Here is a 22,481-nt window from a genome sequence, read left to right on the forward strand (position 1 = left end):
AGCACTGCTGGTCTATGGTGTAATGGTAACACTACGGTTTTTGGTGCCGTCTTTCTAGGTTCGAGTCCTAGTAGACCAACATAAAAAGCCTCTCAGAAATGAGAGGCTTTTTTTTATGCAAAAAAAGTTGTTTGAAAATTTGCATAAACTAAATAAAGTTTTAATTTTGCACCCGCTTAACCGCACTGCTGGTCTATGGTGTAATGGTAACACTACGGTTTTTGGTGCCGTCTTTCTAGGTTCGAGTCCTAGTAGACCAACATAAAAAGCCTCTCAGAAATGAGAGGCTTTTTTTATGCTATAAACTCAGGCTTTTTTTAGATATTTTTTTAACGCAATGGGCGCTGAGGTATACGCAAAAAGTGCGCTAAGTTTTTTTAGGATGCAAAGCTCGCAAAGCTTTGTCTGTGATATTTTTCAAGTTTTTTTAACATAGCCCGTGGTTTCAACCACGGGAAACGTATTTTTGATTTAAAGAAGAAGGAACAATTCCGAATTTCTTTTTAAAAGAAAATGAAAAATGCGATAAATCTTCAAAGCCAACTCCTATATAAACTTCGGATGGTAATTTTCCCTGACTGATGAGATAATAGGCTTCTTGTAGTCTTTTGTTTAAAAGCCATTTTCCGGGTGTTTCCTGAAATACTTTCTGAAAATCTCTTTTAAAAGTGGCTAAACTTCTTCCGGTCAGATAAGCGAATCGTTGCATTTGTACATTGAAATGGAAATTTTTGTTCATAAAGGCTTCCAGGTCAATTTTGCCGGGTTCGTTAAAATCGAATAAAATGTCTTTTAGTTCGGGATTGACTTTTAGTAAAAGGTGAACAGCTTCTTTTATTTTTAGGTTAAACAAAGTTTCGTTGCTCTCTTGTTCAACTGCGAGATACGATAATAGCGATTCCATGAAAGATTGGTAAAGTGGATTTGGAGCTAATGAAAACATAGCTTCAGAATCTGCTTTCTTTTCGGATTTGTAATTGTATTCTTTACTGATTTCACGTAAAATTTCCTGATCCAGAAAAATAGAAATGGTTTTGAATTCTCCTCCTTCCGGCGGGATTTTAGTAAACTTCGCTAAATGATTTCTTCTGCTAAAGCGAAAATCTCCTGGTTTAGAATGAAAAGTGTTTTTGTTGTCAGAAGCAATCATTTCGCCGGAAATCTGATAGCTGAAAACATGTTCGGGTATAAAATGTTCTCCTTCACGACTTCGTGAATAGTAGCAAGAATATAAAATCTTGGGTTTTGTATTAGTCTTTGGGCTCATATTGTAAAGTTACTAAAAGATCCGGAAAATCTTTTTCAGAAAAGACTTCCGGATCGGTGAAAATTATTTTTGCTGAATTAAGGCTTTAGGTTCTAAATAAGCTTCAAGTCCTAATACTCCAAATTCGCGTCCAATTCCGGATTGTTTAAATCCTCCAAAAGGAGCCATGGTGTCGTGTCCAATTCCGTTTATTTGGACTCTTCCGGCGTTAATTTGCGAAGCGATTCGATGAGCTCTTTCTTGATTAGCGGAACTTACATAGGCTTGTAGTCCGTAATTGGTGTCGTTGGCAATCTCAATTGCTTCTTCTTCTGTTTTATAAGTGATAATAGATAAAACAGGGCCAAAGATTTCTTCTTGTGCGATTCTCATTTTGTTGTTTACATTGACGAAAACAGTTGGTTTTACAAAATTTCCTTTTTCAAGACCTTCTGGTTTTCCTAATCCGCCAGTTAAAACTTCGGCGCCTTCGTTAATTCCGATTTGAATGTAATCCTGAACGCGGTTAAATTGTTTTGCGCTTACCATCGGTCCAACTGCTGTATTTGGGTTTTTTGGGTCGCCCACGATTGTGTTTGAAATTACTTCTTTGATGATTGTTTTAGTTTCTTCTAATTTGCTTTCAGGAATTAATAATCTGGTTCCGGCAATGCAAGCCTGTCCGCTGTTCATAAATGCAGCGATTACGGCTAATGGAATTGCTTTTGGTAAATCCGCATCATCTAAAATAATGTTTGGAGATTTTCCTCCTAGTTCCAGTGTAACACGTTTCATGGTATTAACGGCTTCTTTTGCTATAATTTTCCCAACAGTTGTGGATCCTGTGAAAGAGATTTTTGCGACATCCGGATTACGACTTATTTCGGATCCAACTACTTCGCCTAAACCGTTTACGATGTTAAAAACGCCTTTTGGGAGTTTGGCTTCATGTAAGCATTCTGTAATTAATTGTGTTTGTTGCGCGCTCATTTCGCTTGGTTTGATGACTACAGTGCATCCTGCTGCGATTGCTGTGGAAAGTTTGCTGCAGATAAAGCCATTGCTTGAATTCCATGGAATAATGATTCCGACAACTCCAATTGGTGTCATTTGTACTTCGGATTCTCCCATTGTTTTGGTAAAATCATAAGTGTTTAATAATTCGATTGCTGAGTCAAAACTCTTTTGCATATAAATGAAGCTGTTAGATGCGAATTGAAATGTTCCGCCGTATTCTTCTGTAACAACATTTATAAATTCGTCTTTTCTTTTTTCAATTGCGGCTTTGATGTTTTTAAGAAATTGAATTCTTTCGTTTATACTGGTTTTTGAAAAAGTTTTAAAAGCAGTTTTGGCAGCGTTAATTGCGTTTTGCGTGTCTTCGGTATTTCCTAAAAGTACTTTTCCGAGTTTTTCATTTGTTGTTGGGCTGATAAGATTGAAATATTCAGTTCCTTTTGGAGTAACAAATTCTCCGTTAATGTAAATTTTGTCTATCGTTTTCATGTTGTAATTTTTAATAAATTTTTATTTGACAAATTTCTTTATTAATTAAGTGTTTAGCTTTGTTGAAAAGCTCAAAGGTGCTGTGTTGAAAAGCTCATTTTTGATTGGTGAAATTTGGGTGAAAATGAGTGTATAAAAAAAAGCTTCTCAATTGAGAAGCTTTTTGGTTATTTGAGTTTTGTATTCTTTATATTTTTAAAGTGATTACAGGCCTAACGGCGTGGTTAACTAATCCTTCGCTAATGCTTCCGTTGAAGAAGTGTGCAAAACCGGTTCTGCCATGAGTGCACATTCCAATTATGTCGGCATTAATTCTGTTGGCGAAATTGATAATCCCTTTTTCAATATTAGTGTCATTATAAATTTGAGTAGTGTAATTATTGATGTTGAATTGATCTACAAACTCATTAATAGCTTTTTCTGCGGAATGAGTTGGTTTAAAGCTGTTTGGTGTACAAATATTGACAAGGTGTATTTTTGAGTTAAATAATTTGGTGAAATTCAAAAGTTTCTCAAAAGGCTTTTTGGCTTCCTCGGAAAAATCAGATGCAAACACAACATTAGCGGCATTGAAATTAGAGATGTCCTTTTTAATTACTAGAACAGGGATTTCTGAATTGCGAACTACTTTTTCGGTGTTGGAGCCAATTAGTAATTCTTCAACACCTGAAGATCCATGCGATCCCATTACAATTAAATCAACATCGTGTTCTTTGCTGATTTGTGTAATTCCATGAATAGGTTTGTCCATTTTTACGATTTCGGTTACCTCAATTCCGTCCAGATAATGCTTTTCAGAGACTTGGTCCAGCATTTCATTTGCCTTTTTCATAAAAAGCATGCTTTCGGGAATGCTGATTCCGCCCAATATAGCATCATTGGTTTGATGCGGTAATTCCAGCATGTGCAGAATAATGATTTCGGAATTGCTCTTTTTTGCTATTTGTGCAGCAACTTTTAGAGCGTCTTCTGCGTGTTCTGAAAAATCGGTAGGTACTAAAATTCGTTTCATGATTTTGAGGGTTAATAATATGAATAATTCATTTTTTGAATGCTATTATAAAGGTAAGAAATATTTTTAGAGCAATCTATTTATTTGATTTATAAAAAAAACACTATATTTGCACTGTTATTTATTAAAATCTAAATAATGAGGGGACTAAGTGTCCCCTCTTTTTATAAAATTATGACATTTAAAGAAAAAGTAAACGGATTAATTACAGAAGCTCTTCTGGAAAAACCATCAATCTTTTTGGTTGATTTGGCAGTTTCGGATTCTTTTAAAATTAGTGTCGGTTTAGACGGAGATAATGGGGTGGCGCTACAGGACTGTATTGACGTAAGTCGTGCAATCGAGAATAATCTGGATCGTGAAGAGCAGGATTTTTCGCTTGAAGTAGCATCAGTTGGAGTAGGGACACCTCTTAAAATGATAAGACAATACAAGAAAAATATAGGTAGAACGCTGATTGTTACTACAAATACAGAAAAAATCGAAGCAGAATTGGTTGAAGCTAACGATGTTTTCATAATTTTGTCTTGGAAAGCAAGAGAACCGAAAAAAGTAGGAAAAGGAAAAGAAACAGTTCAAAAAGAGCAACAAATACCTTATACAGAAATTAAAGAGGCAGTTGTTACGGTAACATTTTAATTTTAATTAAAAAATTCGCATGGAAAATTTAGCATTAATCGATTCATTCTCAGAGTTTAAAGACAATAAACTTATTGATCGTGTAACGCTTATGGCAATTTTAGAGGACGTATTTAGAAATGCATTGAAGAAAAAATACGGTTCAGATGAAAATTTCGATATCATTATTAATCCTGACAAAGGGGATATGGAAATTTGGAGAAGAAGAGTAATTGTTGCCGATGAGGATCTTGATTTTGAAAATGAGGAAATTACATTGACTGAAGCGAGAAAGATTGAAGCGGATTTTGAAATTGGAGAAGAAGTTTCTGAAGAAGTAAAATTGATTGATTTAGGAAGAAGAGCTATCTTAGCGCTTCGTCAGAATTTGATATCTAAAATTCACGAACACGATAATACAAACTTGTACAAACAATTTAAAGATATTATCGGTGATATTTATACGGCAGAAGTGCACCACGTACGTCCAAGAGTTGTAATCTTGGTTGATGATGAAGGAAATGAAATTGTGCTTCCAAAAGAAAAACAAATTCCATCTGACTTTTTCCGTAAGGGAGATAATGTTCGTGGAATTATTGAAAGCGTCGAATTAAAAGGAAATAAACCTCAGATTATTATGTCCAGAACTTCAGAAAAGTTCTTAGAAAAATTATTTGAGCAGGAAATTCCAGAGGTTTTCGACGGATTAATTACAGTGAAGAATGTAGTTCGTATTCCGGGTGAAAAAGCAAAAGTAGCGGTAGATTCTTATGATGACAGAATTGATCCGGTTGGAGCTTGTGTGGGAATGAAAGGTTCTCGTATTCACGGAATTGTTCGCGAATTAGGAAATGAAAATATTGACGTAATCAATTATACAAACAATATTCAATTATTTATTACAAGAGCTTTAAGTCCTGCTAAGGTTTCTTCTATCAAAATTGATGAAGATAACAAACGTGCTGAAGTATTCTTGAAATTAGAAGAGGTTTCTAAAGCAATTGGTAGAGGTGGTCACAATATTAAATTAGCTGGTCAGTTGACAGGTTATGAGCTAGATGTTATTCGTGAAGGAGATGTTGCTGGTACTGTTGCAGATGAAGACGATGTTGAATTAACAGAGTTCTCAGATGAGATCGAAGAATGGGTAATTGAAGAGTTTGCAAAAATCGGTTTGGATACTGCGAAAAGTATCTTAAAACACGATGTAGAAGATTTAGTAAGAAGAACAGACTTAGAAGAGGAAACAATTCTGGATGTTATGAAAATACTAAAAGAAGAGTTCGATAGTTAAGCGATAGCTGAATGTCTGCTCTAACAACACAACGAAAAAGGTAATAATAAAAAGGTTATATGTCTGAAGAGAGAGTAATAAGAATAAACAAGGTTTTAAGGGAATTAAATATTTCGTTAGAGAGAGCTGTAGATTATCTAAAAGATAAGGGAATTGCTATTGACGCAAATCCAAATGCAAAAATTTCTGATAGCGAGTTTAATATCCTTCAAAGCCAATTTGCGGGCGATAAGGGGAATAAGGAGGCTTCTAAAGAAGTTGGAGAAGAGAAAAGAAAAGAAAAAGAAGCATTACGCGTAGAGCGTGAGAAAGAAATTGAAGACAAACGCAGACAAGAAGAGGAGCGTCAAAAACAGCAGGAAATAATCAAAGCAAGAGCGGTTGTTTCCGGACCTGTACAAGTTGGTAAAATTGACCTAAATCCTAAAAAACCTGCAGTTGCTCCTTCTGAGGAAACAGCTAAAGTTGAAGAACCAAAAGCTGTTGTTGCACCAGTGCAAACAGAAAAACCTGTTCAGAATGAAACTGCAAAAGCGGAGCCAGTTGTGGCGCAGCCGGTTTCAGAAACTAAAAAGGACGAACCTATTATTACTGAGAAAAAAGAAGTTAAAGCAGAATCTTCAAGAGTTGCTCAGGAGCCAATTGTGTCTACTGACCCAACAACTTCAGAAGAGACAATTACGACTCAATATCAAAAACTTTCAGGAACAACTCTTACTGGTCAGACAATTGATTTATCTCAATTTAATAAACCAAAGAAAAAGAAAGAGGATCCAAAAGCGGCTCAGAATAAACCTGGAACTCCAGGAGTTGGGAATAATAATAACGCAAATAAAAATAAGCGTAAAAGAATTGCTCCTAAACCAGGTACGCCAGGTGCTCCAAAGCCTGTAACAGGAAATAATCCTCAAGGTGGAAATCAAAATCCTAATAAGCCAAATCAAAATAATAATGGTGGTGGTTTTAATGCTAACAGAAGTCAGAGACCAGGTTTTGTAAAAGGAAATCGTCCGGCAATTGTGGCGAAAGTTGAGCCGACAGAAGAAGAAGTAAAAAACCAAATTAGAGAAACTCTTGAAAAACTTCAAGGTAAAGGAGGGAAATCTAAAGCGGCTAAATATAGAAGAGATAAAAGAGAGACACACCGTCAAAAATCTGATGATGAACAAAGAGCTCTTGACGAAGGAAGTAAAACTATCAAAGTTACAGAATTCGTTACAGTAGGTGAAATTGCGATCATGATGGATGTGCCGATTACTAAGGTAATTGGGACTTGTATGTCTCTTGGTATCATGGTTACCATGAATCAGCGTTTAGATGCTGAAACTTTAACTATCGTTGCTGATGAGTTTGGTTATGATGTTGAATTCATTACGGTTGATATCGAAGAAGCAATTGAAGTTGTAGAAGATAAAGAAGAAGATTTAGTAACCAGAGCGCCAATTGTGACAGTAATGGGTCACGTTGACCACGGTAAAACATCTTTACTGGATTATATCCGTAAAGAAAATGTTATTGCTGGTGAGTCTGGAGGTATTACTCAGCACATTGGAGCATATGGAGTTACTTTAGATAACGGACAGAAAATTGCGTTTTTAGATACTCCGGGTCATGAGGCGTTTACTGCGATGCGTGCACGTGGAGCTCAGGTTACCGATATCGCTATTATTGTGGTAGCGGCGGATGATGATATCATGCCACAGACAAAAGAAGCAATTTCTCACGCACAGGCTGCGGGAGTGCCAATTATATTTGCGATCAATAAAATTGATAAACCAAATGCTAATGTTGATAAAATTAAAGAGCGTTTGGCCGGTATGAATTTACTTGTTGAAGACTGGGGTGGAAAGATTCAGTCACATGATATTTCTGCAAAAGTTGGAACAGGGGTTAAAGAATTATTAGAGAAAGTTTTATTAGAAGCGGAGATTTTAGATTTAAAAGCAAATCCAAATAAAGCTGCACAAGGAACTGTTGTTGAAGCTTATTTAGATAAAGGAAAAGGATATGTATCTACAATTTTGGTACAGCAAGGTACTTTAAAAATTGGAGACTACATGTTGGCAGGTAAGCATCATGGAAAAGTTAAAGCGATGCATGATGAAAGAGGTCATACTGTTTTAGAAGCAGGTCCTTCAACTCCTGTATCAGTTTTAGGTTTAGATGGTGCAGCTACAGCGGGTGATAAGTTCAATGTGTTTGAAGATGAAAAAGAAGCAAAACAAATTGCATCTAAGCGTTCTCAATTAATGCGTGAACAATCAGTTCGTACACAAAGACATATTACACTTGATGAGATTGGACGTCGTATTGCTCTTGGTCAGTTTAAAGAATTGAATGTGATTCTTAAAGGAGACGTGGATGGATCTGTGGAAGCACTTTCTGATTCGTTCTCTAAACTTTCAACAGAAGAAGTTCAGATCAATATTATTCATAAAGGAGTTGGAGCTATTACAGAAACTGATGTTAACTTGGCTTCTGCATCTGATGCGATTATTATTGGATTTAATGTTCGTCCTGCAGGAAATGCAAGACAGCTTGCTGATAAGGAAGAAATTGATATCCGTTACTATTCTATTATCTATGCTGCTATCGATGACTTGAAAGATGCGATGGAAGGAATGTTAGCACCAGAGATGAAAGAAGAAGTTCTAGGAAATGCTGAAATCCGTGAGATTTTCAAAATTTCTAAAGTGGGTTCAATTGCTGGTTGTATGGTGACGGATGGTAAGATCTTGAGGACTTCTAAGATTAGAGTTATCAGAGATGGAGTTGTTGTTCATACAGGTGAGTTAGTTGCCTTAAAACGTTTTAAAGATGATGTTAAAGAGGTAACTAAGGGTTATGATTGTGGTATCCAGATTAAAGGATTTAATGATATTGAAATTAACGATGTTATTGAAGCTTACCATGAAGTAGCAATCAAAAAGAAATTGAAATAATATTTCAAAATATATTTGAAAAGTCCTGACGAAAGTCAGGACTTTTTTTTAGAATCGATTTATAAAGTAGTCTTAGATGATAATTCAATTTCGAATTTTAGTCTTATTTTTGATTTAAATTAAAATAATACGATATGAAATTTAAGATGTATACTGCTGTTTTGTTTTTGAGTTTTTCTTCTTTTTGTTTTGCTCAGGAAGATGTAGAGAAACCGGCACCGCCACCAGGAAATGCATTAATTGGAGATTATTATGGCGCAGATGTTTCGGCTGTGTCTGTGAAGAATGCGATTTCTGTGACTAAATTAGAAGATAAATTAAAGGCGGATAGTAAAATTGAAAATGTTACTGTAAAAGGGGAGGTTATCGGGGTTTGTCCAAAAAGTGGATGTTGGATTAGTCTTAAAACAGAAGATGGAGCTTCTTTCTTTGTAAAAATGAAAGATTATGCTTTTTTCGTGCCAACTGCTGCAACAGGAAAAAATGTTGTTTTAGAGGGAGTGGCTGAAAAGAAGATTACTTCTGTTGAGGAGTTAAAACATTATGCAAAAGATGCTAAAAAATCCAAGGTCGAAATAGATGCAATCAAGATGCCTAAAGAAGAAATAAGATTTATGGCTAGTGGAATAAAGGTTGTGAATTAGGTTTTTTTAAAGCCTTTTTAAATGATAAAAAAAGCGAGATTATTATCTCGCTTTTTTTGTGGGTTGAAAAAATTATTTTCCGGGCTTAAGCAGGAAAACGCTTTTGTATCTGTTTTTAATTTCGGCCAGATTTCTTTCTGCCTCGATTCTGGTTTTAAAATTACCAACTATTACTTTATAGTTCGGTGTGCTAAAAATGATGGTTCCGTCAATACTTGGATTTTCTCTTTTAAAATCCGAAAGTGTTTTTTTTGCTTCATCGCTTTTGCCGCTAAAGATTTGGATTCTGTAAGTATCGTTTGTATTTATTGACGTGTTAATTTTACGCTTCTCGTTTAACAATTGCTCAAATTTAGGATCCTGATTCAATGTTAAATTTTGGTCTTGTGCATTAATATTGTGCGCAAAAGCAATCGTTGTAATTGTTAATAAAAGGTTTTTAGAGGGACTTAAAATTCTCATAATGTGATGGTTTTTATGCAAAAATACTATTTAAAGTTTGAGTGTAAAATTTTAATATTATTTAGAATTGATATAAATTGATATTTAAGGGTATTTTAAGGTTTTGAGAATAGTTCATAAGTCGTATTTTTGTGCAAGTTTTAAAAGAGGGTATAGATTTTTCCTGAGTTTAGTACAGAAAAAATCATACCAAAAATTAGTAGACAATTATTTATACTATATGAAAAAGGTGGGTAACCATAATTCGATCTCAAGAAAATTGCTGTTTGGCTTATCGCTGACGTTAATTTTCTCCCTAACTTCATTCGCTCAAGATCCAGCTGCTGCTCCGGCGGCGCCTGAAGCTGCTGCGGCTGCTCCAGCTGCGGGAGGCGGTGATCCAGTAAAAGGGAAGGAACTTTTTAATGCAAATTGCGCTGCATGTCACAAATTAGATGCTAAATCAACTGGTCCCGCTTTAAGGGGGGTAGCTGCTAAGCATGATATGGCTTGGATTTACAAGTGGGTGCATAACAGTTCTGACATGATTAAGTCAGGTGATCCTGTTGCTGTTAAACTTTTTGAGGAAAATAACAAAGCTGTTATGACTTCTTTTCCTCAATTGTCTGAAGGAGATATTGATAACATTATAGCTTATACTTCTGAGCCTAAGGCTGAGCCTGTAGCGGCTGCTGGTGGGGCTGCAACGCCTCCAGGTACTAATGTTGATGGTGGCGGAATTTCAAATAATATTATTTTAGGCGCTCTTGCTCTTGTAATGGCTATTTTAGTTGTGATGTTGTTCATGGTGAACAAAGTATTGACTAAAGTTGCAAATAAAAACGGTATTGAGATTGCTCCAAAAGAAGCTAGGCTTCCAATTTGGAAAGCATTTGTTAAAAATCAATTTTTGGTTTTAGTGTCTGCAATCTTTTTGCTTTTGGCTAGTGGTTATTTTGTGTACGGCTACTTAATGCAGGTAGGTGTTGATCAGAATTATGAGCCGATTCAGCCAATTCACTATTCTCACAAAATTCACGCTGGTGATAACGAAATCAATTGTAAATATTGCCACTCTGCTGCTCGCGTAAGTAAAACAGCTGGTATTCCTTCATTAAATGTTTGTATGAACTGTCATAAAAATATTTCTGAGGTTGCTGAAACTACTGCTACTCCTGAGTACAGCAAAGCTTTTTACGATGCTCAGATCCAAAAATTATATGATGCTGTTGGATGGGATAAAACTAAACAGGCTTATACTGGAAAAACAATGCCTGTAAAATGGGTTCGTATTCATAATCTTCCTGACTTTGTTTACTTCAATCACTCACAACACGTTTCTGTTGCCGGAATTGAGTGTCAAACTTGTCACGGTCCGGTACAGGAATTCGAAATCATGAAGCAATACTCTAAATTAACAATGGGATGGTGTGTTGATTGCCATAGAAAAACTGATGTTAAAATGGAAGGTAACGCTTACTATGATAAGATTCATGCTGAACTTTCTAAAAAATACGGTGTAGAGAAATTAACTGCAGCGCAAATGGGAGGTTTAGAATGCGGTAAATGCCACTATTAATCGATTTATTAAGATTTTAATATATATATACAATGTCATCAAACAAAAAATACTGGAAAAGTGTTGAGGAGCTAGAAAACAGCTCTATTGTTGAGGCGCTTAGAAATAACGAATTTGTTGAAGAAATTCCTACTGATGAGTTTTTAGGTAACGCTGAGGCTTTATCTACATCTGGGACTTCACGTCGTGACTTTTTAAAGTACGTAGGGTTTAGTACTGCAGCTGTTACTTTAGCTGCTTGCGAAGGTCCGGTTCGCAAGTCTATCCCTTATGTATTACAACCAGAGCAAATCATTCCTGGTGTTGCAGATTATTATGCAACTACCGTTTTTGATGGTTTTGATTTTGCTAACCTTTTGGTTAAAACTCGTGAGGGTCGTCCAATTAAAATTGAAAACAATACAATTGCAGGAGCTAAATTTGCTGCGAACGCTAGAATTCATGCATCTATCCTAGGATTGTATGATAGTGGTCGTTTGAAAGAGCCAAAAGTAGATGGTAAAAATTCTTCTTGGTCTGCTGTTGATTTAAGAATCAAATCAAGTTTAGCTGATGCAAAAGCTAAAGGTGGTCAGGTTGTATTGTTAACTAATACGTTAGCAAGTCCATCCACAGAGAAATTAATTGCTGAGTTTATTGCTAAAAATCCAAACGCTAAACATGTTGTTTATGATGCAGTTTCTTCATCTGAAGCTTTAGATGCTTTTGAAGCTGTATACGGGCAAAGAGCTTTAGTTGATTACGATTTTTCAAAAGCTTCTTTAATTGTATCTGTTGGTGCTGATTTCTTAGGAGACTGGCAAGGTGGAGGATATGATTCTGGATATGCAAAAGGACGTATTCCTCAAAATGGACAAATGTCTCGTCACTTCCAGTTTGAATCAAATATGACATTATCTGGAGCTGCTGCTGATAAGCGTGTTCCAATGACTACAGCTGCTCAAAAACAAGCTTTAGTTCAAATTTATAATATTATTGCAGGTGCTTCTGTTCCTGTGGCTTTAGAAGGAAATGCTAAAGCTGAAGTAGTTAAAGCTGCACAACAGCTTAAAGCTGCCGGGTCAAAAGGAGTTTTAGTATCTGGAATTGAAGATAAAAATGCTCAATTATTAGTTTTAGCTATCAATCAAATATTGGCTAGTGAAGCTTTTAGTACTGCCGGAGCAAGACAAATTAGAAAAGGTTCTAATGCTGTTGTTTCACAGTTAATTAAAGATTTGAATGCAGGAAGTGTTCATACTTTAATTATGAGTGGTGTAAATCCGGTTTATACATTAGCTGATTCAGAAGCTTTTGTTTCAGGATTGAAAAAAGTTAAAACTTCTGTTGCTTTTGCATTAAAAGAAGATGAGACTGCATCAGTTGTAACAATTGCAGCTCCTGCTCCTCACTATTTAGAAGCATGGGGTGACGTTGAAATTACAAGCGGTACTTATAGTTTAACACAGCCAACTATACGTCCTATCTTTAATACAAAACAATTTCAGGATGTTTTATTGTCGTTGAATGGTACTGCGGGTACTTTCTATGATTATTTAAAAGTTAATTCTGCCGCTTACACTGCTGGATCTTCTTGGAATAAAGTATTACATGACGGTGTTGCTGTTGTTGGATTTGCTGCATTGTCCGGAGGAGCTATTGATGCTGCTTCTGCTGCAAATGCGGTTGCAAAATCTAAATCTGCTGGAGAGTATGAATTAGTATTATACACTAAAACAGGTTTAGGAGACGGACAACATGCGAACAATCCTTGGTTACAAGAATTTCCTGATCCAATTACAAGAGTTTCTTGGGATAACTATGTTACTGTTTCAAATGCTGATGCTAAGAAAATCGGTTTATCTAATGAAATCGTTGCTAATGGTGGTTTAAATGGTAGTTATGCTACTATTACTACTGCTGATGGTGTTAAATTAGAAAATGTTCCGGTTATTGTTCAGCCAGGTCAGGCAGTAGGCACTATTGGTTTAGCTGTTGGTTATGGACGTAAAGCTTCTCTAAAAGAAGAAATGCAAGTAGGTTTAAATGCTTACGCTTTATATAAAGGATTTAATGGAGTTCAGTCTGTATCTATCGTTAAAGCTGCTGGAGAACATGAGTTTGCTTGTGTTCAGGGGCAAAAAACGTTGATGGGTAGAGGAGATATCATTAAGGAAACTACTTTAAAAATATTTAATACTGAAGATGCAGAGCATTGGAATGAAAAACCAATGGTATCTTTAGATCACCAGGAAGTGGAAGCGACTACAGTTGACCTTTGGGAATCATTTGATCGTACAACTGGTCACCACTTTAATCTTTCAATTGACTTAAATGCTTGTACCGGTTGTGGTGCTTGTGTTATTGCTTGTCATGCTGAAAACAACGTTCCTGTTGTTGGTAAAGCTGAAGTAAGAAGAAGCCGTGATATGCACTGGTTACGTATCGATAGATATTATTCTTCTGAAAGCACTTTTGAAGGTGATAATGAAAGAAAAGAAGGAATTGCTGGTTTATCTAGTTCATTGTCTACATTCAATGAAATGGAAAAACCTGGAGATAATCCACAAGTTGCATTCCAGCCAGTAATGTGTCAGCACTGTAATCACGCACCTTGTGAAACAGTTTGTCCGGTAGCTGCTACATCTCACGGTCGTCAGGGGCAAAACCACATGGCTTACAACAGATGTGTTGGTACTCGTTACTGTGCAAACAACTGTCCTTATAAAGTACGTCGTTTCAACTGGTTCTTGTACAACAAAAACAGCGAATTCGATTATCATATGAATGACGATTTAGGTCGTATGGTATTAAACCCAGACGTAAACGTTCGTTCTCGTGGAGTTATGGAAAAATGTTCTTTCTGTATCCAAAGTACTCAAGCTGTAATTCTTCAGGCTAAGCGTGAAGGTAGAGTAGTAGCAAAAGATGAGTTCAACAATGCTTGTGCTTGTTCTGCAGCTTGTTCTTCCGGAGCTATGGTCTTTGGAGATGTAAATGATAAAGAGAGTGAAGTTGCGAAACTTGCTGAAAGCGAAAGAGCATACCACTTATTAGAGCATGTTGGTACAAAACCAAATGTTTTCTATCATGTAAAAGTTAGAAATACTTAGTAAAATTATTAATTAAGAAACAATATAAAGGATTATGTCGTCTCATTACGAAGCACCCATTAGAAAACCTTTAGTTATAGGTGATAAATCATATCACGATGTAACTGTAGATGTGGCAGCGCCTGTTGAAGGACCTGCAAATAAACAATGGTGGATTGTATTTACAATCGCATTAGTAGCCTTCCTTTGGGGGTTAGGTTGTATAATTTACACCGTATCTACCGGTATCGGAACATGGGGATTAAATAAAACAGTTGGTTGGGCTTGGGATATCACTAACTTCGTTTGGTGGGTAGGTATTGGTCACGCCGGAACATTAATTTCTGCGGTATTATTACTTTTCCGTCAACGTTGGAGAATGGCTATTAACCGTTCTGCGGAAGCAATGACTATCTTCTCAGTAGTTCAAGCAGGTCTATTTCCAATCATTCACATGGGACGTCCATGGTTAGCATACTGGGTATTACCTATTCCAAACCAGTTTGGATCGCTTTGGGTAAACTTTAACTCGCCATTACTTTGGGACGTATTCGCAATTTCAACTTATCTTTCAGTATCGTTGGTTTTCTGGTGGACTGGTTTATTACCTGACTTCGCAATGCTTCGTGATAGAGCTATAACTCCATTCAACAAAAGAGTTTATTCTATCTTAAGTTTTGGTTGGAGCGGTAGAGCAAAAGACTGGCAGCGTTTTGAAGAAGTATCTTTAGTATTAGCTGGTTTGGCTACGCCTCTTGTACTTTCTGTACACACAATTGTATCTATGGACTTTGCTACTTCTGTAATTCCTGGATGGCATACAACAATTTTCCCTCCATACTTCGTTGCTGGAGCGGTATTCTCTGGATTCGCGATGGTAAATACATTGTTGATCGTTATGAGAAAAGTTTCTAATCTTGAAGCATACATTACATTGCAGCATATCGAGTTAATGAATATCATTATCATGATTACTGGATCTATTGTAGGTGTTGCTTACATCACTGAGTTATTCGTAGCTTGGTATTCAGGTGTAGAATATGAGCAATATGCATTCTTAAACAGAGCTACCGGACCTTACTGGTGGGCATATTGGTCAATGATGACATGTAACGTATTCTCTCCTCAGTTCATGTGGTTCAAAAAATTAAGAACTAGTATCATGTTCTCATTCATTATTTCGATTGTAGTAAACATCGGTATGTGGTTTGAAAGATTCGTAATTATTGTTACTTCTTTACATAGAGATTACCTTCCATCTTCTTGGACAATGTTCTCACCAACATTTGTTGATATCGGAATTTTCATTGGAACAATTGGTTTCTTCTTCGTATTGTTTTTACTATACTCTAGGACATTCCCTGTAATTGCTCAGGCAGAGGTTAAAACAATTTTGAAAGGAACAGGAGATAATTATATTAGAGAAAGAGCAAACAGTAAAGATTCACATCATGAGTAATAAAGTTATATACGCCATTTATAATGACGATGACGTTTTGATGAGTGCAGTAAAGAAAACCAGAGCTGCTCATCATCATATTGAAGAGGTTTTTACTCCGTTCCCGGTTCACGGATTGGATAAAGCCATGGGATTAGCACCAACAAGATTAGCAATATGTGCTTTTTTATATGGATGTGTTGGTATTTCTGTTGCTACAACAATGATGAGTTACATCATGATTCATGACTGGCCACAAGATATTGGAGGTAAACCAAGTTTCAGTTTCATTCAGAATATGCCATCTTTCGTGCCTATTATGTTTGAGATGACAGTATTTTTTGCTGCTCACTTAATGGTAATCACTTTTTATATGAGAAGTAGATTATGGCCTTTCAAAGAAGCTGAGAACCCAGATGTGAGAACAACTGATGATCACTTCTTAATGGAAGTTGCAGTAAATGATAACGAAGCAGAATTAGTTTCTTTCTTTGAAGGAACTGGTGCTGTAGAAGTTAAAGTAATTGAAAAGAATTAATTGTAGCTATGAAAAAGATATATAAAATAACACTATTAGTTGGTTTAACTATTTTAGTTTCATCTTGCCACAATAATTCGGCACCAAACTATCAGTATTTCCCAAATATGTATGAGTCTGTAGCTTATGAGCCATATACAGAAGCTAAGATATTTAAGGGAGGAAAAGAAGGACAGCTTCCTGTTGCAGGAACTATAAATAGAGGTTTTGAACCTTATGAATACGAAAATTCTACTGCTGGTTACGAATTAGCAAAAGCTAATTTGAAATCACCTTTGACAGAAGAAGAAAGAAATTCTGGAAAAGGTAAAGAACTTTTCGAAATTTACTGTATCAGCTGCCATGGTGCAACTGGTAACGGTAAAGGTAAATTGGTTGAAAGAGAAAAATTTCTTGGAGTACCTAGCTATAAAGACAGAGTTATCACTGAAGGAAGTATCTTTCATGTTGAGACTTATGGTTTAAATGCAATGGGTTCACATGCAAATCAATTAAGTGCTCACGAACGTTGGTTAGTTGCTGACTATGTTCTGAAACTAAAAAGCCAATTATAATTGTTGAACAAACTGATCGTAATAGATATGTACACATTTTCAAGTAAATTAAAAACTTTTTCTATCATCTTAATGGCCGTTGGTTTATTAGGAATTGGGTATGGTTTTTTAAGTGCGCCAAAAGATATTCAAGAAGTTGAAAAAATACTAGCTGCAGATGAACATGGTTCTCATGGTGCTGCACATGAAGAGAAAGCGGAGGCATCTCACAAAGAGGCAGGTCATCATGAAGCTGCTGAAGCATCACATGATGCTCATAAAACAGGAGCACATGCTGAAGTTTCTGGTGCTAATGAGCATGAAAAACATTTAGAGCATGTATTGCACCAATTACAAAACAAACCTTGGTCTGCAGTATATGTAGCTTGTATCTTCTTTTTACTGCTTTCAATGGGGGTTTTAGCATTTTATGCTATTCAACAGGTTGCTCAGGCAGGTTGGTCTCCAGTATTATTTAGGGTAATGCAAGGTATTACAGCTTATTTACCAGCAGGATCTGTAGTTTTCTTTGTTATTTTAGTTTTATGCGGATTACATTTTAATCACATATTTGTATGGTTAGGTGAAGGTGTAACAGATCCTAAAAGTGCAAATTATGACGCAATCATTGCTGGAAAATCAGGATATTTAAATTTCCCTTTCTGGATTGTAAGAGCTTTTATCTTTTTATTAGGATGGAATATTTACCGTCATTTTTCTAGAAAAAACTGTTTAGCTCAAGATGAGGCTAATGATGATCTTTACTACAAAAAGAATTTTAAAGCTTCTGCAGGATTCTTAGTATTCTTTATTGTTTCTGAGTCTATCATGGCTTGGGATTGGATTATGTCTTTTGATCCACACTGGTTCAGTACTTTATTTGCTTGGTATGTATTCGCATCTTTCTTTGTAAGTGGTATCACAACTATAGCTTTAGTTACTATTTACTTAAAATCTAAAGGATATTTAGAGTATGTAAATAATAGCCATATTCACGATTTAGCTAAATTTATGTTTGGTATCAGTGTATTCTGGACTTATTTATGGTTTTCTCAATTCATGTTGATCTGGTATGCTAACATTCCGGAGGAGGTAACTTATTTTGTGACAAGAATTCAATTATATAACCTTCCTTTCTTTGGAGCGGTTGTTATGAACTTTGTTTTCCCATTATTAATATTAATCAATACAGATTTCAAACGTCTTAACTGGGTTGTTGTAATGGCAGGTATTGTGATATTATTAGGTCATTATGTTGATTTCTTTAATATGATTATGCCGGGTACAGTTGGAGACAAATGGTTTATTGGAGTTCCTGAAATTGCATCGATTCTTTTCTTCTTAGGTCTATTTATATTTGTTGTATTTACTGCATTAACTAAATCTCCTTTGCTTGCAAAAAGAAATCCTTTCATCGAAGAAAGTAAACATTTTCATTATTAATATTTAAAGAAGTAAACAGATGACAAGTTTGTTGGTAATTATAGTTTTAGTTTTATTAGCGGTTGCATTATGGCAATTGACCAAGATATTTGATCTTACTCAGGTAGGAGCATCTTCGGACGATTCTCAGGTTGCATCAGATAATGACAATAACATTCAGGGATATATTATGTTTGGCTTTTTAGCTTTCATTTATATATTTACTATTTATGGTTTACTAAAATGGGGTGATTTGCCGCTTCATACTCCAGCTTCGGAGCATGGTAGTTTAGTTGATAGTTTAATGAATATTACTTGGGTTTTGATCTTTACAGTTCAAGTTATTACTCAAGGTTTATTATATTGGTTTTCTTTTAAATACAAAGGAAATAAAGATAAAAAAGCATTATTCTTCGCGGATAGTAATAAATTAGAAGCAATTTGGAGTATTATTCCATCTGTTGTTTTAGCATGTTTGATTCTTTATGGATTGTATGCATGGAATAATATTATGTTCGTTGATAAAGACGAAGATGTTATCGAAATTGAATTGTATGCACAACAATTTAAGTGGACAGCAAGATATGCAGGTCAGGATAATGTTTTAGGTAAAGCTAACGTACGTTTGATTGAAGGAGTAAATACATTAGGTGTTGATATGTCTGATAAAAATGCTCAGGATGATATCGTAGTTACAGAATTGCATATTCCTAAAGGTAAAAAAGTACACTTTAAAATGCGTTCTCAGGATGTATTGCACTCAGCTTATTTTCCACATTTTAGAGCACAAATGAACTGTGTTCCTGGTATGGTTACTGAATTTGCTTTTGTTCCTACTTATACAACTTCTGAGTACAGAGAGTTACCATTTATGGTTGAAAAAGTTGCAAGAATCAATAAGCTTAGAGCAGAAAAAAGTGTTGAATTAGTTGCAAAAGGAGGAACAGCTTTAGATCCTTATACATTTGATTATTTATTATTATGTAATAAAATTTGTGGGGCTTCTCACTACAACATGCAAATGAAAGTAGTTGTAGATACTCCTGAAGATTATAAAAAATGGTTAAGTGAGAAAACTACTTTAGCTCAGGATATTGCAGCGGCAAAAGCTGCTGAAAAACCAGCTGAAGGAGCTGCACCAACTACAGATTCTACTGCTAAAGTAATCGACACAGTTAAAGCTGTTGTAGATACTGTTAAAACAGCTGTAGCTAAAGTTGCAATGAAATAATATTATTAAGAAAATTTAAAGTATACATATATGTCAGCAGAAGCGCACGATCACGATCACGGACACGATCACGAGCACGAACATCATCATAAAGACACGTTCATTACTAAATATATTTTTAGTATTGATCACAAAATGATTGCTAAACAATACTTGATTACTGGTATTGTTATGGGAGTAATTGGTATTGCAATGTCCTTGCTTTTCAGAATGCAATTGGCGTGGCCAGAAGAGTCTTTTAAGATATTTAATGTTTTATTAGGAGATAAATTTGCACCTGATGGTGTAATGGCAAATGATATTTATTTAGCTTTAGTTACTATTCACGGTACCATCATGGTATTCTTTGTACTGACGGCTGGTTTGAGTGGAACTTTTAGTAACTTACTTATTCCACTTCAGATTGGAGCAAGAGATATGGCTTCGGGATTCATGAATATGATTTCTTACTGGTTATTTTTCTTATCAGCTGTTGTAATGTTATGTTCTTTATTTGTTGAAGCTGGTCCAGCTTCTGCAGGATGGACAATTTACCCTCCATTAAGTGCTTTGCCACAAGCGATTCCTGGATCAGGAACTGGTATGACTTTATGGTTAGTATCTATGGCTATTTTTATCGCATCTTCTTTGATGGGATCTTTAAATTATATTGTTACTGTTCTTAACTTAAGAACTAAAGGAATGTCTATGACTAGACTTCCACTTACAATCTGGACATTTTTCGTAACAGCTATTATTGGTGTTATTTCATTCCCAGTATTATTATCTGCTGCATTATTATTAATCTTCGATAGAAGTTTTGGTACTTCATTCTTCTTATCAGATATTTATATTGCAGGAGAAGTTTTACACTACCAAGGAGGTTCTCCAGTATTGTTTGAACACTTATTCTGGTTCTTAGGACACCCTGAGGTTTACATTGTAATCTTACCAGCGATGGGTCTTGTTTCTGAAATTATGGCTACGAATTCTCGTAAACCAATCTTCGGATATAGAGCGATGATTATGTCAGTTCTTGCAATTGCATTCTTATCAACTATCGTATGGGGTCACCACATGTTTATTTCTGGTATGAATCCTTTCTTAGGATCTGTATTTACCTTTACAACTTTATTAATTGCAATTCCTTCTGCTGTAAAAGCATTTAACTGGATTACAACTTTATGGAAAGGTAACTTACAATTTAATCCTGCAATGTTGTTCTCTATTGGAATGGTTTCTACTTTCATTACTGGAGGTTTAACGGGAATCATTTTAGGAGATAGTACTTTGGATATTAACGTTCATGATACTTACTTCGTAATTGCTCACTTTCACTTAGTAATGGGTATCTCTGCACTTTATGGAATGTTTGCTGGTATTTACCACTGGTTCCCTAAAATGTACGGAAGAATGTTAAACAAAAACTTAGGTTATATCCACTTCTGGGTAACTGCAGTTTGTGCTTATGGAGTTTTCTTCCCAATGCACTTTATCGGATTAGCCGGTTTACCAAGACGTTACTATACAAATACTAACTTCCCATTATTTGATGATTTACAAAACGTGAATGTTTTAATTACAACATTTGCTCTTGTAGGAGGTGCATTCCAGTTAGTATTCTTATACAACTTCTTTAGCAGTATTTTCTACGGTAAAAAAGCTGTTCAAAACCCATGGAGATCTACAACTTTAGAGTGGACTACTCCGGTTGAGCATATCCACGGAAACTGGCCAGGTGAAATTCCTCATGTATATCGTTGGCCGTATGACTATAGTAACCCAAATCATGATGTAGATTTTGTTCCTCAAAATGTACCGATGAAAGAAGGTGAAGAAGTTTTGCACCACTAAAAATATTTTAAAAGACCGTCAGAGATGACGGTCTTTTTTATTTAGTTAAAGTTTTAAACGTTCATATTTACTATTTTAAAGAACTAATTACTTTCTATATCTTTGTAGAATGAACGAAAATCTTGATCCTACAACGAAAGGATATAACTCAGAAGAATTAGATCTTGAAAAAAGATTGCGTCCGCTGTCATTTGATGATTTTGCAGGACAAGATCAGGTTTTAGAAAATTTGAAAGTTTTTGTTGCTGCAGCAAATCAAAGAGGTGAAGCTCTTGATCATGCTTTATTTCATGGACCTCCTGGTTTAGGAAAAACTACACTTGCCAATATCTTAGCAAACGAGCTTCAGGTAGGTATTAAAATAACTTCCGGGCCTGTTTTAGATAAACCGGGTGACTTGGCGGGTTTACTTACAAACCTGGATGAAAGAGATGTATTATTCATTGATGAGATTCATCGTTTAAGTCCTGTAGTAGAAGAATATTTGTATTCGGCTATGGAAGACTTTAAAATTGATATTATGATTGAATCTGGACCAAATGCCAGAACAGTTCAAATCAATTTAAATCCATTCACACTTATTGGAGCTACAACTCGTTCGGGATTACTAACTGCACCTATGCGTGCTCGTTTTGGTATTTCTTCACGTTTGCAATATTATTCTACTGAACTTTTAACGACAATTGTTGAACGAAGTGCAGGAATCTTAAAAATGCCTATTGCTCTTGAAGCTGCAATTGAAATTGCAGGCCGAAGCCGTGGAACTCCTCGTATTGCTAATGCCTTATTGAGAAGGGTGAGAGACTTTGCGCAGATAAAGGGTAATGGAACTATAGACCTTGAAATTTCTAAGTATGCACTAAAAGCGTTGAATGTAGATGCTCATGGTCTTGATGAAATGGATAATAAGATATTATTGACTATCATTAATAAATTTAAGGGTGGGCCAGTTGGTCTTTCTACTTTGGCGACTGCCGTATCTGAAAGTAGCGAAACTATAGAAGAAGTTTATGAACCTTTCCTGATTCAGGAAGGATTTATTATGCGTACACCACGTGGAAGAGAAGTGACGGACAAAGCTTATAAGCATCTGGGAAAGATAAATATGAACAATCAGGGAGAGTTGTTTTAAT

The 22,481-nt window shown here is 35.6% G+C and carries 17 protein-coding genes and 2 tRNA genes; 15 read left to right on the forward strand and 4 right to left on the reverse strand.

Annotated elements, in window-relative coordinates; translation table 11 throughout:
• Positions 1 to 8: 8 nt before the first annotated feature.
• Together HYN56_RS08500 and HYN56_RS08505 are read left to right on the forward strand one after the other, a co-directional pair.
• Positions 9 to 79, forward strand: a tRNA-Gln gene (locus tag HYN56_RS08500).
• Between the two features lie 110 nt (positions 80 to 189).
• A tRNA-Gln gene (locus tag HYN56_RS08505) sits at positions 190 to 260 on the forward strand.
• A gap of 185 nt (positions 261 to 445) precedes the next feature.
• On the opposite strand, the gene HYN56_RS08510 is transcribed toward HYN56_RS08505, so the two are convergent.
• From HYN56_RS08510 to HYN56_RS08520, 3 genes are all read right to left on the reverse strand, one after another.
• Complete coding sequence (locus HYN56_RS08510; RefSeq protein WP_109191782.1) at positions 446 to 1,267, reverse strand: AraC family transcriptional regulator; 822 nt, start codon at positions 1,265 to 1,267, stop codon at positions 446 to 448.
• Between the two features lie 63 nt (positions 1,268 to 1,330).
• Positions 1,331 to 2,752 carry an aldehyde dehydrogenase family protein gene (locus HYN56_RS08515; RefSeq protein WP_109191783.1) on the reverse strand — a complete coding sequence of 474 codons (1,422 nt, stop codon included), beginning with the start codon at positions 2,750 to 2,752 and terminating at the stop codon, positions 1,331 to 1,333.
• A 187-nt stretch (positions 2,753 to 2,939) separates the two neighbouring features.
• Positions 2,940 to 3,764 carry a universal stress protein gene (locus HYN56_RS08520; RefSeq protein ID WP_109191784.1) on the reverse strand — a complete coding sequence of 275 codons (825 nt, stop codon included), beginning with the start codon at positions 3,762 to 3,764 and terminating at the stop codon, positions 2,940 to 2,942.
• A gap of 174 nt (positions 3,765 to 3,938) precedes the next feature.
• Between HYN56_RS08520 and rimP the strand changes: the two genes are divergently transcribed.
• The 4 genes from rimP to HYN56_RS08540 all read left to right on the forward strand — a co-directional run bounded on the left by rimP (position 3,939) and on the right by HYN56_RS08540 (position 9,262).
• Positions 3,939 to 4,403: a ribosome assembly cofactor RimP gene (gene rimP / locus HYN56_RS08525; protein WP_167398288.1), complete on the forward strand. Its 465-nt coding sequence runs from the start codon at positions 3,939 to 3,941 to the stop codon at positions 4,401 to 4,403.
• 19 nt (positions 4,404 to 4,422) lie between these two features.
• On the forward strand, positions 4,423 to 5,676 hold the full coding sequence (nusA, locus tag HYN56_RS08530) for a transcription termination factor NusA (protein WP_109191786.1): 1,254 nt from the start codon (positions 4,423 to 4,425) through the stop codon (positions 5,674 to 5,676).
• Positions 5,677 to 5,735: 59 nt separating this feature from the next.
• Positions 5,736 to 8,618, forward strand: coding sequence for a translation initiation factor IF-2 (gene infB / locus HYN56_RS08535; RefSeq protein ID WP_109191787.1), 2,883 nt, complete (start codon positions 5,736 to 5,738; stop codon positions 8,616 to 8,618).
• A 134-nt stretch (positions 8,619 to 8,752) separates the two neighbouring features.
• Positions 8,753 to 9,262, forward strand: coding sequence for a DUF4920 domain-containing protein (locus HYN56_RS08540; protein WP_109191788.1), 510 nt, complete (start codon positions 8,753 to 8,755; stop codon positions 9,260 to 9,262).
• A 72-nt stretch (positions 9,263 to 9,334) separates the two neighbouring features.
• Here HYN56_RS08540 and HYN56_RS08545 read toward each other — a convergent pair whose 3' ends face one another.
• Entirely contained in the window at positions 9,335 to 9,724 is a 390-nt protein-coding gene (locus HYN56_RS08545; RefSeq protein ID WP_109191789.1) for an SPOR domain-containing protein, read from the reverse strand.
• A gap of 220 nt (positions 9,725 to 9,944) precedes the next feature.
• Here HYN56_RS08545 and HYN56_RS08550 point away from each other — a divergent pair, with 220 nt between their 5' ends.
• The 9 genes from HYN56_RS08550 to ruvB all read left to right on the forward strand — a co-directional run bounded on the left by HYN56_RS08550 (position 9,945) and on the right by ruvB (position 22,480).
• Positions 9,945 to 11,282, forward strand: coding sequence for a c-type cytochrome (locus HYN56_RS08550; protein ID WP_109191790.1), 1,338 nt, complete (start codon positions 9,945 to 9,947; stop codon positions 11,280 to 11,282).
• 32 nt (positions 11,283 to 11,314) lie between these two features.
• Positions 11,315 to 14,374, forward strand: coding sequence for a TAT-variant-translocated molybdopterin oxidoreductase (locus HYN56_RS08555; RefSeq protein WP_109191791.1), 3,060 nt, complete (start codon positions 11,315 to 11,317; stop codon positions 14,372 to 14,374).
• Between the two features lie 34 nt (positions 14,375 to 14,408).
• Complete coding sequence (nrfD, locus tag HYN56_RS08560; RefSeq protein WP_109191792.1) at positions 14,409 to 15,812, forward strand: NrfD/PsrC family molybdoenzyme membrane anchor subunit; 1,404 nt, start codon at positions 14,409 to 14,411, stop codon at positions 15,810 to 15,812.
• The gene (locus HYN56_RS08565) at positions 15,805 to 16,329 is read left to right on the forward strand and encodes a DUF3341 domain-containing protein (RefSeq protein WP_109191793.1); all 525 of its coding nucleotides are present in this window, start codon (positions 15,805 to 15,807) and stop codon (positions 16,327 to 16,329) included. The genes nrfD and HYN56_RS08565 overlap by 8 nt, the downstream gene beginning before the upstream one ends.
• A gap of 8 nt (positions 16,330 to 16,337) precedes the next feature.
• The gene (locus tag HYN56_RS08570) at positions 16,338 to 16,883 is read left to right on the forward strand and encodes a c-type cytochrome (protein ID WP_109191794.1); all 546 of its coding nucleotides are present in this window, start codon (positions 16,338 to 16,340) and stop codon (positions 16,881 to 16,883) included.
• Positions 16,884 to 16,910: 27 nt separating this feature from the next.
• Positions 16,911 to 18,305, forward strand: a complete 1,395-nt coding sequence (locus tag HYN56_RS08575; RefSeq protein WP_109194753.1) for a cation-translocating P-type ATPase — start codon at positions 16,911 to 16,913, stop codon at positions 18,303 to 18,305.
• A gap of 19 nt (positions 18,306 to 18,324) precedes the next feature.
• On the forward strand, positions 18,325 to 19,515 hold the full coding sequence (locus HYN56_RS08580; RefSeq protein ID WP_109191795.1) for a cytochrome c oxidase subunit II: 1,191 nt from the start codon (positions 18,325 to 18,327) through the stop codon (positions 19,513 to 19,515).
• A 30-nt stretch (positions 19,516 to 19,545) separates the two neighbouring features.
• Positions 19,546 to 21,348, forward strand: coding sequence for a cytochrome c oxidase subunit I (locus HYN56_RS08585; RefSeq protein ID WP_109191796.1), 1,803 nt, complete (start codon positions 19,546 to 19,548; stop codon positions 21,346 to 21,348).
• Positions 21,349 to 21,457: 109 nt separating this feature from the next.
• Positions 21,458 to 22,480 carry a Holliday junction branch migration DNA helicase RuvB gene (ruvB, locus tag HYN56_RS08590; protein ID WP_109191797.1) on the forward strand — a complete coding sequence of 341 codons (1,023 nt, stop codon included), beginning with the start codon at positions 21,458 to 21,460 and terminating at the stop codon, positions 22,478 to 22,480.
• Position 22,481: the final 1 nt, after the last annotated feature.

Source organism: Flavobacterium crocinum (genome assembly GCF_003122385.1).
GTDB classification, from domain to species: Bacteria; Bacteroidota; Bacteroidia; order Flavobacteriales; family Flavobacteriaceae; genus Flavobacterium; species Flavobacterium crocinum.

Coding starts and splice junctions, on each gene's coding strand:
- HYN56_RS08550 (WP_109191790.1), top strand. CDS start 9,945: ATGAAAAAGGTGGGTAACCATAATTCGATCTCAAGAAAATTGCTGTTT.
- nrfD (WP_109191792.1), top strand. CDS start 14,409: ATGTCGTCTCATTACGAAGCACCCATTAGAAAACCTTTAGTTATAGGT.
- rimP (WP_167398288.1), top strand. CDS start 3,939: ATGACATTTAAAGAAAAAGTAAACGGATTAATTACAGAAGCTCTTCTG.
- HYN56_RS08545 (WP_109191789.1), bottom strand. CDS start 9,724: ATGAGAATTTTAAGTCCCTCTAAAAACCTTTTATTAACAATTACAACG.
- HYN56_RS08540 (WP_109191788.1), top strand. CDS start 8,753: ATGAAATTTAAGATGTATACTGCTGTTTTGTTTTTGAGTTTTTCTTCT.
- ruvB (WP_109191797.1), top strand. CDS start 21,458: ATGAACGAAAATCTTGATCCTACAACGAAAGGATATAACTCAGAAGAA.
- HYN56_RS08510 (WP_109191782.1), bottom strand. CDS start 1,267: ATGAGCCCAAAGACTAATACAAAACCCAAGATTTTATATTCTTGCTAC.
- HYN56_RS08520 (WP_109191784.1), bottom strand. CDS start 3,764: ATGAAACGAATTTTAGTACCTACCGATTTTTCAGAACACGCAGAAGAC.
- HYN56_RS08515 (WP_109191783.1), bottom strand. CDS start 2,752: ATGAAAACGATAGACAAAATTTACATTAACGGAGAATTTGTTACTCCA.
- HYN56_RS08580 (WP_109191795.1), top strand. CDS start 18,325: ATGACAAGTTTGTTGGTAATTATAGTTTTAGTTTTATTAGCGGTTGCA.
- HYN56_RS08555 (WP_109191791.1), top strand. CDS start 11,315: ATGTCATCAAACAAAAAATACTGGAAAAGTGTTGAGGAGCTAGAAAAC.
- nusA (WP_109191786.1), top strand. CDS start 4,423: ATGGAAAATTTAGCATTAATCGATTCATTCTCAGAGTTTAAAGACAAT.
- HYN56_RS08575 (WP_109194753.1), top strand. CDS start 16,911: ATGTACACATTTTCAAGTAAATTAAAAACTTTTTCTATCATCTTAATG.
- HYN56_RS08565 (WP_109191793.1), top strand. CDS start 15,805: ATGAGTAATAAAGTTATATACGCCATTTATAATGACGATGACGTTTTG.
- HYN56_RS08570 (WP_109191794.1), top strand. CDS start 16,338: ATGAAAAAGATATATAAAATAACACTATTAGTTGGTTTAACTATTTTA.
- infB (WP_109191787.1), top strand. CDS start 5,736: ATGTCTGAAGAGAGAGTAATAAGAATAAACAAGGTTTTAAGGGAATTA.
- HYN56_RS08585 (WP_109191796.1), top strand. CDS start 19,546: ATGTCAGCAGAAGCGCACGATCACGATCACGGACACGATCACGAGCAC.